This is a genomic window from Bacillus sp. mrc49 (assembly GCF_002803435.1).
Genome location: NZ_PHNG01000689.1, coordinates 54,183 through 67,618, shown reverse-complemented (window position 1 = coordinate 67,618; position 13,436 = coordinate 54,183). Strand labels below are relative to the sequence as shown.

Annotated in this window: 16 protein-coding genes, 1 pseudogene and 1 riboswitch; of the genes and pseudogenes, 11 read left to right on the top strand and 6 right to left on the bottom strand. The window is 42.3% G+C overall.

The window, feature by feature from the left end; all coding sequences use genetic code 11:
* Nucleotides 1–71: 71 nt before the first annotated feature.
* A pseudogene (locus tag CVN76_RS32385) lies at nucleotides 72–318 on the bottom strand (IS1595 family transposase); the annotation flags it as partial.
* Between the two features lie 506 nt (nucleotides 319–824).
* On the bottom strand, nucleotides 825–998 hold the full coding sequence (locus tag CVN76_RS13350) for a DUF2759 domain-containing protein (protein WP_064505148.1): 174 nt from the start codon (nucleotides 996–998) through the stop codon (nucleotides 825–827).
* A gap of 229 nt (nucleotides 999–1,227) precedes the next feature.
* Between CVN76_RS13350 and CVN76_RS13345 the strand changes: the two genes are divergently transcribed.
* A complete protein-coding gene (locus CVN76_RS13345) occupies nucleotides 1,228–1,854 on the top strand; it encodes an MBL fold metallo-hydrolase (RefSeq protein WP_100531658.1) in 627 nt (208 codons plus the stop codon).
* A gap of 200 nt (nucleotides 1,855–2,054) precedes the next feature.
* Nucleotides 2,055–3,155: a class I SAM-dependent methyltransferase gene (locus tag CVN76_RS13340; protein WP_100531657.1), complete on the top strand. Its 1,101-nt coding sequence runs from the start codon at nucleotides 2,055–2,057 to the stop codon at nucleotides 3,153–3,155.
* Between the two features lie 59 nt (nucleotides 3,156–3,214).
* Here the strand turns inward: CVN76_RS13340 and CVN76_RS13335 are convergent, their stop codons facing one another.
* Together CVN76_RS13335 and CVN76_RS13330 are read right to left on the bottom strand one after the other, a co-directional pair.
* A complete protein-coding gene (locus tag CVN76_RS13335) occupies nucleotides 3,215–3,457 on the bottom strand; it encodes a DUF2626 domain-containing protein (RefSeq protein WP_034308393.1) in 243 nt (80 codons plus the stop codon).
* A gap of 83 nt (nucleotides 3,458–3,540) precedes the next feature.
* A complete protein-coding gene (locus CVN76_RS13330; RefSeq protein WP_100531656.1) occupies nucleotides 3,541–4,242 on the bottom strand; it encodes a helix-turn-helix transcriptional regulator in 702 nt (233 codons plus the stop codon).
* A 214-nt stretch (nucleotides 4,243–4,456) separates the two neighbouring features.
* On the opposite strand from CVN76_RS13330, the gene CVN76_RS13325 reads away from it, so the two are divergent.
* The 9 genes from CVN76_RS13325 (at nucleotide 4,457) to CVN76_RS13285 (ending at nucleotide 9,293) form a co-directional block, all read left to right on the top strand.
* Nucleotides 4,457–4,837, top strand: coding sequence for a Spx/MgsR family RNA polymerase-binding regulatory protein (locus CVN76_RS13325; protein WP_100531655.1), 381 nt, complete (start codon nucleotides 4,457–4,459; stop codon nucleotides 4,835–4,837).
* Nucleotides 4,838–4,941: 104 nt separating this feature from the next.
* Nucleotides 4,942–6,018 (top strand): competence type IV pilus ATPase ComGA, encoded by a 1,077-nt coding sequence (gene comGA / locus CVN76_RS13320; RefSeq protein WP_100531654.1) that lies wholly within the window; start codon nucleotides 4,942–4,944, stop codon nucleotides 6,016–6,018.
* On the top strand, nucleotides 5,936–7,036 hold the full coding sequence (gene comGB, locus CVN76_RS13315; RefSeq protein ID WP_100531653.1) for a competence type IV pilus assembly protein ComGB: 1,101 nt from the start codon (nucleotides 5,936–5,938) through the stop codon (nucleotides 7,034–7,036). The genes comGA and comGB overlap by 83 nt, the downstream gene beginning before the upstream one ends.
* Nucleotides 7,037–7,114: 78 nt before the next feature.
* Nucleotides 7,115–7,423: a competence type IV pilus major pilin ComGC gene (gene comGC, locus CVN76_RS13310; RefSeq protein WP_100531652.1), complete on the top strand. Its 309-nt coding sequence runs from the start codon at nucleotides 7,115–7,117 to the stop codon at nucleotides 7,421–7,423.
* Nucleotides 7,424–7,463: 40 nt separating this feature from the next.
* Complete coding sequence (gene comGD / locus CVN76_RS13305) at nucleotides 7,464–7,874, top strand: competence type IV pilus minor pilin ComGD (RefSeq protein ID WP_100531651.1); 411 nt, start codon at nucleotides 7,464–7,466, stop codon at nucleotides 7,872–7,874.
* Nucleotides 7,861–8,199 carry a hypothetical protein gene (locus tag CVN76_RS13300; protein ID WP_100531650.1) on the top strand — a complete coding sequence of 113 codons (339 nt, stop codon included), beginning with the start codon at nucleotides 7,861–7,863 and terminating at the stop codon, nucleotides 8,197–8,199. Before comGD ends, CVN76_RS13300 begins: the two co-directional genes overlap by 14 nt.
* Nucleotides 8,147–8,626 (top strand): competence type IV pilus minor pilin ComGF, encoded by a 480-nt coding sequence (gene comGF, locus CVN76_RS13295; RefSeq protein WP_198512556.1) that lies wholly within the window; start codon nucleotides 8,147–8,149, stop codon nucleotides 8,624–8,626. Before CVN76_RS13300 ends, comGF begins: the two co-directional genes overlap by 53 nt.
* Nucleotides 8,619–9,005, top strand: a complete 387-nt coding sequence (gene comGG, locus CVN76_RS13290; protein WP_157805659.1) for a competence type IV pilus minor pilin ComGG — start codon at nucleotides 8,619–8,621, stop codon at nucleotides 9,003–9,005. The genes comGF and comGG overlap by 8 nt, the downstream gene beginning before the upstream one ends.
* Nucleotides 9,006–9,107: 102 nt before the next feature.
* Entirely contained in the window at nucleotides 9,108–9,293 is a 186-nt protein-coding gene (locus CVN76_RS13285; RefSeq protein ID WP_100531647.1) for a YqzE family protein, read from the top strand.
* A gap of 1,256 nt (nucleotides 9,294–10,549) precedes the next feature.
* Here CVN76_RS13285 and CVN76_RS13270 read toward each other — a convergent pair.
* Entirely contained in the window at nucleotides 10,550–11,347 is a 798-nt protein-coding gene (locus CVN76_RS13270) for a YqhG family protein (RefSeq protein ID WP_100531644.1), read from the bottom strand.
* Complete coding sequence (locus CVN76_RS13265; protein ID WP_100531643.1) at nucleotides 11,325–13,013, bottom strand: DEAD/DEAH box helicase; 1,689 nt, start codon at nucleotides 13,011–13,013, stop codon at nucleotides 11,325–11,327. Before CVN76_RS13265 ends, CVN76_RS13270 begins: the two co-directional genes overlap by 23 nt.
* A gap of 332 nt (nucleotides 13,014–13,345) precedes the next feature.
* Nucleotides 13,346–13,433: riboswitch (glycine riboswitch) on the top strand.
* Nucleotides 13,434–13,436: the final 3 nt, after the last annotated feature.

Sequence of the window (13,436 nt, the reverse complement as noted above, 5' to 3'; positions counted from 1 at the left end):
AAAAGAGGCTTAAGAAAACTATTTGAAAGAGAAAGACCGAGGGTAGAGAATTTTCTCTATCCTTTTTTTAATTACACAGCACATCTATACGCATTAACTGTTAAGTAGTTAGATTTTTTGCAGGATGAAATAAGCATTTGCTCCACCTGTTATTCAAAGTTCAATGTTTAACAATTTAGAGTATTAAAACAATACAGATAATTGTCAAGATATTTGGTTATAACACCTTGAAAACGCCTAATCCAAGTTTTCAAGCGACTGGTGGAAGTTGTTCACGTTCTGGATGTGAAAGATACCTTTCTTTATATATTGTTTCTGCAATGGCGATAACTTTTTTATTGCGTATGGGACCTTTTGAACAGCCTATCTGGATGCAAGTAGTATTTTTATTTTCCACCTCTACACTTACATATATTGCTTTTAAGAATAAATCTGAAATTTCATTTGTTATTGTAAGCATTTGTGCTATCGTAATCCTATTTTCTTTATCGCTAAGGTTTTTTTGTTTTTGAATTCATAGGAAGTTCGCTTGACTCAATATGAATTGCCCCGTATATGTTAGACACCAAACTAACATGTACGGGGTGTTTTCTTAATACGTAACCCCGATCCATTAGGACCATATGAATAGAAACACTAATGTATTTTAATAACCTTCGTTGAGACTTCCCCCAAACAATATCCATATCGTTTCGATTCTAACCTTAGTTTTCACGCCGAGTGGAACGGAACGGAGCGGTCTAAGTACAGATACTCCAAACTTTAGGCAATCGGGGAATAAAAAAAGGTTTCGGAAGGGATATCCTTCCAAAACCTTTTTTTCGTTAATGGGCAACAGGAAAGCCGCTGTTGATGATCGTCATGACAGTGAACCAGCCGAATACGACCGCACTGCCGGCTGCAAAAATGAATCCTAAGAAGTTTCTCTTTTTTAATGAGGTAAATACAGCAGCTACTCCCAATATAGCCACCAGTCCGAATACGACCATTAATATCATCTTAAAACCCCCTTTTTTCGTAATGCCAATCCTTAATAATATACCCAGAGGATAAAACAACTACCAAAAATATGTAGAAAAGAATGCATTTGTTAATATTTTAATATTTTTTCAATTATTTGTCGAGGTTTAAAGGTGAATCTCACTTAGCTTGTAGTGTAGTGGATTAACATGAACGACATGATTTGGTGTAAGATGGAGAGAGAATATCATATTGGAGTTGATGGAAATGAAATGGACACAAATCCCTCTAGGCCCCCTGCAAACGAATTGTTATGTAGTTTCCGATGGAAATGATTGCATCATTGTCGATCCTGGAGAAGAGCCGCAGAAAATCATACAATATATACAAACAAAAAAATTGAAGCCTTTGGCGATTTTATTGACACATGCTCATTTTGATCATATCGGTGCTCTTGATGCCATCCGGGATCATTATGAAGTGCCTGCCTATCTTCATGAAAAAGAGGCCAAGTGGCTGCTTGATCCCGCGTTGAATGGCTCCTTGAACTGGTTTCCTGAAAACCCGATGCGCATGAAGCCGGCAGACCATATCATTGCAAATGAGCAAAGGCTTACCATTGGAGGCTTCACTTTCGACATTTTTGAAACACCAGGGCACTCACCAGGCAGTGTATCCTATTTTGCAAGGGATGAACGGCTGCTCTTTTCGGGTGACGTCTTGTTCCAGGGAAGCGTCGGCAGGACAGATTTAATAGGCGGAAGTGAACAAGTGCTGTTAAATAGCATTGATACGAAACTGCTGCCGCTGCCTGATGATACGATCGTTTTTCCGGGACATGGGCCAGTCACGACCATTTTAGATGAAAAGAATGCCAATCCCTTCTTGAGATAATCACTTTTTCAGGTGCCATATGGCACCTGTTTTATTTTTTGGTCCAAAAATGTTAGAATATTGAAAAAGTGCGTGGAATTATACTGAATATATTTCCTAAATGAAAAAGATTGTTTCGTGAAAAATCAATCGGTTTTTTGTGCATGGATGTCAAAGAAACAAACTCATTCGTTATGTAGGGTGAAGGAAGAGGAGGCGTTATGTTGAAGCATCACCTGAAAAAAATGATTGAAAGCAGCCCGAAAAAGAGAATTTCCTATTATGACTACATGAATGCCGCTTTATATGCCCCCGCCATCGGTTACTATGTGAAGCAAAAAAAGAAGATTGGTTCCAAAGGGGATTTTTATACGTCGGGCAATGTCGGGGACGCATTTGGGAGGTCCCTAGCAAGGTGGTTCGTTCACTTGATAAAGGTGTGCGGGATATCCCCGAAAATCGTTGAAATCGGTGCAGGAGACGGGAAGCTGGCATATGACATTCTTGTCTATATTAAAGAAACCGAGCCGCAGATTTGGGACTCGCTGACGTATGTCCTGGTGGAAACAAGTCCATATCATAAAAAGGCGCAACAAGAGCGTATTGGGATGTTCAAACAGGCATGTTTTGCTTCAGAGGCAGAAGAATGGACAAACATGAATGGAATCGTGTTTTCAAATGAATTCTTCGATGCTTTGCCTGTTCATGTCATTGAAAAGGATGACGGAGCCCTTGTAGAGGTCTTCGTCACGGTTAAGGATGGCCGTTTGCTGGAAGAGAAGGAACCGTTGGACAATCCTGACATCCTTACTTACCTTTCGGAACGTTCCGTGACATTACAAGATAAGCAAAGATACGAAATTCCGCTGAAAATGGTTAAGGAATATGAAAAGATCGCCTCAAACATCCAGTCGGGGGTCCTTCTTACAATCGATTATGGTTATACCCAAGAAGAATGGATGGAGCCAGCACACCATCAGGGAAGCCTAAGGGGCTATCATCAGCATGAAATGATGAAAGATGCACTTATGTATCCAGGTGAAATGGATTTGACGACGCATATCCATTTTGACACATTAATGGATAGTGGGAAAAAAAATGGTTTAGTTACCTGTGAACTTTATCAGCAGCATGAATTCCTGCTTAAAACGGGAATTCTCCAGGAACTGAAGGAACACCAAGAGAAGGATCCATTCTCAAAAAAGGCAAAACGCAATCGTGCAATACGGGGATTAATCGTTCCAGGCGGATTCAGCGAGCATTTCAGGGTACTGCTTCAAACGAAGGATCTAGCTGAAACAGCAAAGGTCTTTCCTGAATGATGACAAGTGAAAACCCATGAACCAAAATTCATGGGTTATGTATCATGCTTATTTCGTTCTTAATGGGCGGCACCAGGAGTCATCATAAATACGCTCCAGTACGAAAATCCTGCAAAGAAAACGGTGAGATAGGCGCCAAAAACATAAATATACATGCGCTCAGATAATTTCAAATAACTTAAAAGAACAAAAAAGATAGTTTGTGCAAAGAAAAGTAAAGACGTTTGATGCATATGGCCCAGATAAAAGAAAATAGCCATAATTCCTGTCCAAAATCCACATACTCTGAACATGCGTTCCATCCGAATCCCTCCTTTTTTAGTCGTGTACATTCCAAATAATTATAAATGAAATTGTAAGGTAATGTAAAGGATGCCTTTTGTTTCTATGTGAGAACCGATGCTTGATAAGAGCATGTGGAACAATCAGACATCATATTTTCTAATTCCACAATATGGACATTATCAAACAAGGCTTCGAACATTCCTTTTAAGAATGAATTATGCATCGAGCAGATTATACTTGGCTCTACGGCTGTAACTTCCTTGAATGGACAATTGAAGATACGAAAGAGGATTTTATTTTCTTCTTCGCTTGCTTGAATTTCAGGCGAGAACCCTGCAATGGCAGCGGCATTTTTAAGCATGCCGACTTTTTCCTCAAAAGTAAGACTGTTGACCGGGTTTAAGCTCATGGCTAATTGCTGGTTGACCAATTCCTCTCCGAATACTTTCCCCGTATCGTAAAGGGCCTGTTTTCCTTGCTCGCCTAATGTCATCATCGTCTGGATGGCAATCCTTGAAAGCAGCTGATAATCCCTATAGGGAAAATGCAGCTGAATGACTTTATCTGACAAACGATAAAGCCTGCTTGGGCGTCCGCCTTTCCCCGTTTTACGAGCTTCGGATGTCAGCATGTCAATATCTTCGAGTTTTGATAAATGCAGACGGGCGACATTTGGATGGATGCTGAATGAATCGGCAATTTGCTGTACCGTTACATCCCCATGATTGTTCACAATATATTGATATATGTAATACCGAGTGGGATCTGCTAACACGTTCGTGATTTTTAACGTATGTTCCATTTTATCCTCCTGATTTTCCATAGTTTTACTTGTTTATTATAATACAGGCAGAAAAAAATGGAATAACAGAACTGGCAATCTCGCTTCAGTTACAAAAAGTTCACATTTCCCCCGTTTTTTATCAAGCTAATTAATATACAATAATTGTACAAATGTTATACAATGATTCTATAGATTAGTTATATATATAAATTGTGGATGAGGGGTTGTGAATATGGAACGATTGACTTTCTTTTCGTATCCAAGTTGTACATCATGCCGAAAAACAAAAAAATGGTTAAAGGGCAATCATATTTCTTTCGAAGAGCGCCATTTATTCAGAGAAACGCCGACGGAAGCAGAATTAAAACGGATTCTGGCATTGACGACCGAGGGACTTGACGAACTACTGGCAACAAGAAGTGAAGCATATAAAGGCTTACATGTTAATATTGACGAAATGATGCTTTTTGATGTGATCCAATTACTTACAAAAGAGCCAAGGCTATTGAGAAGGCCTATCCTTATCGATGGTGAAAAATTAGTGATTGGCCACAATGAAGATGCATTGAAAAATTTGGTTTCCAAAAAGCAGGATTTGAAAATGAGCATGTAAAAATCATTCTCGGAAATTTTTCGGGAATTTTTTTATTAGTAAGGAGGAAATTGTCGGTCGTTGTCGAATTTTTAAATCAAGAAAAATAGGAGGTGAAGATTGATTTGATATCGATTGAAAAAACGGCAGAAAAAATCCTTACTCGTGCCATTCGGTTATCGGCGACTGACATCCATATTTTTTTTCGCAGGGAGGGGCCGCTCATCCAATTCAGGATAGACAATAAGCTCGTACCGCAAGAAACAATATCATTCTTTGAAGCTGAAAGGCTTATAGCCCATTTGAAGTTCCTTGCCGCAATGGATATAGGCGAAAAAAGAAGGCCTCAAAGTGGCGCCATCACCATGAATTTAGCTGACCAAGTGGTAGGGCTTCGCCTCTCCACGCTCCCCACTGCCTATCTCGAAAGTCTGGTCATCCGCTTGATACCCCAACAGAATATCCTTCCGCTAGAACAATTATCCTTATTCCCGAATACCGCCCAAAAATTGATTGCGCTCCTGAAGCACTCCCATGGCATGCTTATTCTCACAGGTCCAACAGGCAGCGGGAAAACGACGACCCTATATTCCCTGCTCCATCATGCACATGTGATGCTTACTCGAAACATCATTACACTTGAAGATCCGATTGAGAATGTGTCCGAAAAGGTGCTGCAAGTCCAAATCAATGAAAAGGCGGGCATTACCTATTCCGTCGGCCTAAAAGCTGTGCTGCGGCATGACCCGGATGTGATCATGGTGGGGGAAATCAGGGATGCGGAAACGGCAAAAATCGCGGTGCGTGCCGCATTGACCGGCCATTTGATTCTTACGACGATGCATACGAGGGATGCTCAAGGCGCCATCTCCAGATTGCTGGAATTTGGTGCAAGCTTGCTTGAGATAGAACAAAGCTTGATTGGCGTGACGGCTCAGCGTCTGGTTGAACTTCGCTGCCTTTCGTGTCACGGGGATTGTCCATCTGCGTGCGAAAGGACGGATAGGACGAAAAGGGCGAGTGTGTATGAATTGCTTTATGGGAAAAGCTTGGCCGACCTTTTCCAAATGATTAAGGAAGAAAAGGGAGGCGCGTCTGTCAGCTATCGCAGATTAAAGGATGAAATTGGTAAAGCGGTTGCCATGGGTTTTGTCGATTCACAAGAATACGATCGGCTGGTATATCAAGATGGCAAAAAGTAAATGGCAGTTGAAGGAACAAGCCGCCTTCGTAACGAAGCTAGGGGAATTATTAAGCCATGGCTATCCCTTGGCAGAAGCTATCCATTTCCTTGAGTTTCAAGAATCCAAGAAGAAGGCGGGCGATTTCGCTAAAGCCTTACAAGATTTAAGAAATGGCTATCCCTTGCATCAGGTGCTGACCCATCTTGATTTTCATCCTCAACTTGTCAGTTATATCTTTTATGGGGAGCAGTACGGCGACCTTGATCGGGCGTTGAAAGAAGGAGGGGGATATTGGAAGAAAAGAACGGAAGATCTGGATAAAGTAAAAAAAATATTGATTTACCCCATATTCTTGATTTTTTTTGTAAGTATCGTGTTTTATATTCTCCAAAGTGTACTTCTTCCTAAATTTCAGGCTATCTATGTCACGATGGATGTCGACCAAAATGCCATCCTGATCCTGTTGTCAGCGTTTTCCTTCATTCTTCCTCTTCTTCCCTTCATTTTGCTTGGCTTGTTCCTATTCTCGTATCTGCTCAAGCGCTTTTGGTTCAACCGATTATGCCCTTTACGGCAGCGAAGGATTTTGATGGGCATTCCGATATTAGGGAGCTTCATCAAATTATATGAAACCTATTTTTTTGCAAGCCAATTCAGCGGCATGCTTTCCGGTGGATTGTCCATTAACGAAAGCATTAAATTGTTCTCGATAAATCAGCAGCAGCCATTTTATCAAAAACTCTGCTCGATCATTAAGGATGACCTGACAGAAGGCCGTTCGCTTGAAATGATTTTTCGGGAATTGCCTTATTTTGATAAGAATTTGCCAGTGGTTGCAGCAAATGGACAAAAATACGGGAGGCTTGATGCGGAGCTATTGCATTACAGCCGTTTCTTGCTTGAGAGGATGGAAGAGAAAATGAACGTCACCCTAAAAATCCTCCAACCCCTTATGTTTTCGGTGATAGGTCTCCTGATCGTGTCGATTTATTTAGCCGTTTTGCTGCCAATGTTCTCGTTGCTCGATGGTATTTAAGAATTTCATTATTGAAATGTGGAGGTGAAACTGCACAAAAACCATTCTGAGATCAGATGGTTTAAGGAGCAGGATGATATGAAGAAAGTTTTGGATGAAAGAGGTTTTACCCTAATTGAGATGCTTATTGTTTTACTAGTCATCTCGATACTTTTGATCATTACCATACCCAATATCACCAAGCATCAATCGACGATCCATTCAAGAGGATGCGAAGCATTCGTAAAGATGGCCCAAGCACAGGTGCAGGCATATGAGATTGACAATGCCAAGCTGCCTGGGAGCATAGATGAGTTGGAAAGCCAGGGCTATCTTAAACAGACCACCTGTCCGAATGGAGATGATATCAGCTTGGATAAAAAGGGGAAAATAACGATTGTTGAGTAGAAGAAAAGGAATGTTTAAGCATGACAATGGGGGATTTACCATGTCGGAAACCCTAATTGTCCTTGTCATTTTTATACTGCTGCTTTCCATAACCCCCAATTTATATCCAAGCTTCAATAAAGGAATGGAAGAAAGGCTGTTCCTTTCCCAATTTCATGAGGATCTTTTCTATGCACAACAATATGCCATCAGCCATGAAGGATTGATCTACCTGCATATTGATGATGTCAATAAGATATATACCGTTTCCTCATACAAAGAGGGTAAGATCCTTGAGCGAAGCATACCGGAGGATATCCACTTTTCAAGTGGCACTTTAGGGTTCAGCTTTTATTTTAATCAGAATGGAAATGTATCAAAAGCAGGAACGTTGATGATTGAAACATCAAAGGGGAAGTACAAATTGGTTCTGAATATCGGCAAAGGGAGGTTCAGGATTGAAAAATTGTAAAGGGTATGTATACCTTGAGCTGATGGCCGCCTTTTCTGTTTGTGCATTTTTGGTGCTCTCGATTTTACCGATCCTTGAGAATGTGATGACCGACCGCAAAAATATGATCATGAAGACGGAAGCCCACCATTTGTTGTATGAAAGGTTGACGGCGTTCATGGATGGGGAGGTCCAGGGCATGGAGCAGGAATTCATTATTCAAAAAAAATCGTACCGCATGATTTGGAAGGACGATGGAGATTCATCGGGAACTATTGAAGGATGTGTACGTTATGAAAATGCATCGGGAAAAGATGAGTCAATTTGTGATATTGCGGCAAAATGATGGCTTTACGATGATTGAAATGCTTTTTTCACTACTGATTTTGATGTTGATTTCTCTTTTTGTTGTGCAGCTTTTCTCCATCATTCAAACCCAGGTGGAGGCGGTCAATAAATTGCATCCTAAAGAGTGGGAGGTCTTCACCATGCAGATGCATCAGGAGATCCGGAGTTCCAAATCCCAGGATGTAAGGGGGAGTGGATTATATTTAATGTCAGGTGATCAATTATCATCCATTGAACAATATGAAGATAAGGTTCGCAGGAGGGTGGATGGCAAGGGGCATGAAGTCATCTTGCAGAACATATCAAAATTTCAGGTGAAGAAGGATGGCGGCGTCATTGTCCTGGTTGTAACAGATAAGGCAGGGACTACTTTTAGCCGAAGCTTTCATCCATACTTTAAAGATGGGAAGGAAGCGGATGAATAATCAAAAAGGAGTCGTTTTCCCAATGGTGCTGATTATAGCCAGTGTTTTCATCATGCTGATGATTTTAATGATCGATCAATTTATCATCGATAAAAGATTTTATAAAGAAGTGGAAGAGTCGTTGGTGGCAGACCACCTGGTGCATCTTGCCGTTAAAGAAGTGACGGCAGGGTGGGAGGAGGATATGCCTGAAATATTCCAAGGGGACATAACGTATCCAGATGGTGCGGTGCGGTATTCGTTGTTGAAGCATGACGGTCGATATGCATTTATCGAATTTTCCTCCACGACTAAAAATGATCGAGTGGGCAGGATCGTCATACAATATGATAAAGAGGCGGGGAGAGTGGTGGAATGGATCGAAAAACAGACTGGCTGACGCGCTCCGCTTGGCGATTAACGAGATGCTGGTCGTGTTAAGGCGGATGTCCAGGAATAAAAATAGCGGCAATCGGGCATGCTTATCATAGGGTGATATCATATGTCTACTAACGCTTATATTAAATATCTGACGCAACAGTTTGTCGAATATTTTAATCTGACCAAAAAAGAACGAAAAGAAAAGCGCCGTCATAAAAAAGAGGATAAAAATCACGGGATGTCCCATTGGTTTGGCATTGTCCCTTTTGCGTTGACGATGTTTGTAAGGAAGAATATCAAAAAATGAAACAGGTGTCCTTCATTGTACATGGACATCTCAAACTGTAGACAAACTCAAAAATGATAATGGGTTTGTCTACAGTTATTTTGTGTGTATTGAAATTCGATTCATTCCACTCTGCATTAGAAATATAAGAGTGGATTTCAATTGCGCACAGGTAGAGATTTGTCCAATGACCATTCCGTTTCACTGTGGGAGCTCATTTCCCCGGGCGGTCCGTGAGCCTCCTCGGCTTTCAGCCTGCGGTGTCTCATGTGACGCGCATTTCCCGCAGGAGTCTCGCACCCTCCGTTCCACTCCAATTTGTGTGCAAAATAAGATGGAATTACGATTGCCCACAGTTTTGATGATTTGTCCAATGACCATTCCGTTTCACTGTGGGAGCTCGCTTTCCGCGGGCGGTCCGTAAGCCTCCTCGGCTTTCAGCCTGCGGTATCTCACGTGACGCGCATTTCCCGCAGGAGTCTCGCACCCTCCGTTCCACTCCAATTTGTGTGCAAAATAAGATGGAATTGCGATTGCCCACAGGTAGAGATTTGTCCAATGACCATTTCGTTTCACTGTGGGAGCTCGCTTTCCGCGGGCGGTCCGTGAGCCTCCTCGGCTTTCAGCCTGCGATGTCTCACGTGACGCGCATTTCCCGCAGGAGTCTCGCACCCTCCGTTCCACTCCAATTTGTGTGCAAAATAAGATGGAATTACGATTGCCCACAGTTTTGATGATTTGTCCAATGACCATTTCGTTTCACTGTGGGAGCTCGCTTTCCGCGGGCGGTCCATGAGCCTCCTTGGCTTTCAGCCTGCGGTGTCTCACGTGACGCGCATTTCCCGCAGGAGTCTCGCACCCTCCGTTCCACTCCAATTTGTGTGCAAAATAAGATGGAATTGCGATTGCGCACAGGTAGAGATTTGTCCAATGACCATTTCGTTTCACTGTGGGAGCTCGTTTCCCCGGGCGGTCCGTGAGCCTCCTCGGCTTTCAGCCTGCGGTATCTCACGTGACGCGCATTTCCCGCAGGAGTCTCGCACCCTCCGTTCCACTCCAATTTGTGTGCAAAATAAGATGGAATTTCAATTGCCCACAGGTAGAGATTTGTCCAATGACCATTTCGTTTCACTGTGGGAGCTCGCTTTCCGCGGGCCGCATTTCTCCAGGGGTGCCGCGCCTTACGATTCATTCCATCTTAGCGTGAAAATGAAGTGGTAATCCTAATTGTTGTAGGAAATGTTCATGGGCAGTCGGTTTCCAGAGTCGCCGGAGGTCTATCCCAATGCGCGGTCTGAAAGGTAAAATAATCCCCCGTTAATGATCGATATTCGTATGTTGGGTTCATATTGGGCCTTGAGTGCCTCTTTTTCGGTAAAATAACTATCACTTTTTTCGTCCATGTCCTTGTAAAAATGCTCCAACAGATTCAAGTCATCCTGCCAGCGTCTCATGGCTTCTTCCGCCCATGAATGGTCATCACCCTCGAAACTGGTCCTGATGTAAGTATCGAGTCTTGCCAATCCACTTTTAGGCATGATGAGCGGTGAAAGGGTAAAGGAGTAATCCGGGATCTTCGGGGTGACTTTGACTGGCATGAGCCGATTGTGAAAACCTTCCATGATTTCTCCTGAAATGAGATTCAGGCCGATGGACATAAAGGTATCTTTTTTACGATCGCATTGATAAGATATTTTCACATTGAGTGTCAGCCAAGGAAATAACGGATGATTTCCGCCTTGAACCGGAGGGGTATCCTCAAAGAGTCTCGTATATCCTGCCAGTTTCTTCGTCGATTGGATAATCTGATGTAGGCGGGGTGAACCGAAATGAATCATTTCACCCTTCAAATCCGCCGGGGCCAGAGCTGGGTCGGTTATGAAGGTGATTACTGCCGGGTTCGGGATCCCGCCTGTTTTTTCAAGATAGTGCCAATAGAAAGGGCGGTTCATTAATTCCTTATCCATGTCAATTGTCAGTTGAACGGTTAGGTGGGAGCCTCCATCGGCCAAAATTTCGCAATCATTGGCTTTAAAGTAAGTGTGTAAAAAATCATGAATTTCCTGTTGCTGCATGAACCTCACCTTCCTTCATGGCTTGTGCGAATTGAATCAACGACGAGAAATTATCCATCTTGATTTTCATTTCTCCCTCGGTTTTCGACTCGCCGACTACATCTATTAAATATTCCTCAATATTATTGATGTCCAACTTCGTTAGGATATCATCCAATTCCCCAATCACCTTTTCAAACAAATTGATTTTTTCGTAGAGTAATTTGAGGATATGCTCTTCGACCGTGTTTTTCGTCGCAAAGTTATAAATCATGACATCTTCTTCCTGACCAAGCCGATGTATTCTCCCGATTCTTTGCTCAAGTCTCATCGGGTTCCAGGGCAGGTCGAAATTAATCAAGTGATGGCAAAACTGCAGGTTTATTCCTTCCCCTCCAGCTTCCGTAGCTATTAACACCTGTATGTTCTTTTGGAACAATTCCCGCATCCAGTCTTTCTTTCCTCGTTTGAAGCCGCCGCGAAATGGAACGGAAGAGATTCCGTTTTGCTGTAAATACCATTGTAAATAGAGCTGGGTGGCGCGGTATTCGGTGAAGATGATCACTTTATCATCGATTTTCTTGATCAGTTCCAGAGCCTTTTCGGCTTTAGAGTTTTGAACCGTTTCATTCACCTTTGTAAATAGTTCATCAAGCTTTGCCGTATAGTCGGGCGAAGGCTCGTCATATTTAGCTTTCATATTTTTTAAAGTGTAATAGACTGCCTCCCTGCTTGAACAAGCTTCCCTTTGGAGGGTGAGGGCGGAAAAGGTGCTTCCCTTTGTTCCTTCTGTAATAGGCTTGAATTGTGAAACAGCATCATATAAGGCTTGTTCGGTGGGAGAAAACTCGATGGTGATGGTTTCCACATGCCTTTTTGTCCATTCGATCCCGGTATCGGCCCTCCGATTGCGAATCATGACCGTGTTTACGAGTTCCTTAAGATGTTCATCCTCGATAATGCCTCTGCCTTTTCCTTTATATTTTTCTGAAAAGAGCGAAGCATTCCCCAAATGCCCTGGCTTCAATAAGGAAACAAGGTGAAAGATTTCCTCGACTTTATTTTGGATGGGAGTTGCCGTCAGGAGCAGGCAAAATTTCTTTTTCAGGTTTTGGACGAACTCGTAGTTCTTCGTTTTGTTGTTTTTTAGTTTATGGGCTTCGTCAATGATGATGAAGTCATATTCCTGATTGAAGATGATATCACGATGGGGAGCGCGTTTCGCCGTATCAATGGAAGATATGACGACATCGCAAGATTCCCAAACGTAGCTTTTCCTTTGGGCGACTGCCGGGATATGAAACTTCGTATTCAATTCAAATGCCCATTGCGACACGAGGGAAGCGGGTACAAGGATCAATACTTTTTTGACAAGGCCTCTTATCATATATTCCTTTAAGATCAGCCCGGCTTCGATCGTTTTCCCGAGCCCTACCTCATCAGCTAATATGGCCTTCCCATTCATCTTTTCCACGACTTGTTTTGCTGCCTCCAATTGGTGGGGAAGCGGGGTTAGCTGAGGCAGGTGCTTGGGTGCCTGTAATCCTTCAAAGTCAGGGATGATGAGGTTTTCTTCCATTTGAACAGCTAGCTTATAAAGCTCCCAATTTCCCCATGGTCCGTCATTTTCAATTTTTTGCAGAAACTCGTCATTCCATTCTAAATTGGAGGATATATTTATTTTCATAGAAAAAACTCCCTCTTACATCATAATTTCCTTAATATAAGGTCAAAATCCGAACGTTTCATATGTGAAATAAGAAAAATATTTATCTTCAAAAGATATTGCAGAGATAAGTTTCTTAGGGTAGGATATAAGTATATTTAGAAAATTCCAATTTTCCACGTTTGAAGAACTTTGATTTTGTGGTTCACGTTTCATTAGTATGGGCCATAGGCTCCCACTTTATCCAAGTTAACTGAAGATAAAAGAGGTGGCAGTGAAGTTATTCCATGAATGCCCAGGGATTACGAATGCCAGGGAGTGATCCCTTTCATTGGTAAACCATTTATATGCGGTTGAAGATAAGGGGAGAGACTACGGATGTAGCGCCGAAGGAGCAAACTTAGCAGTGAATCTCTCAGGCAAAAGAACTCTTATTGGACGCAA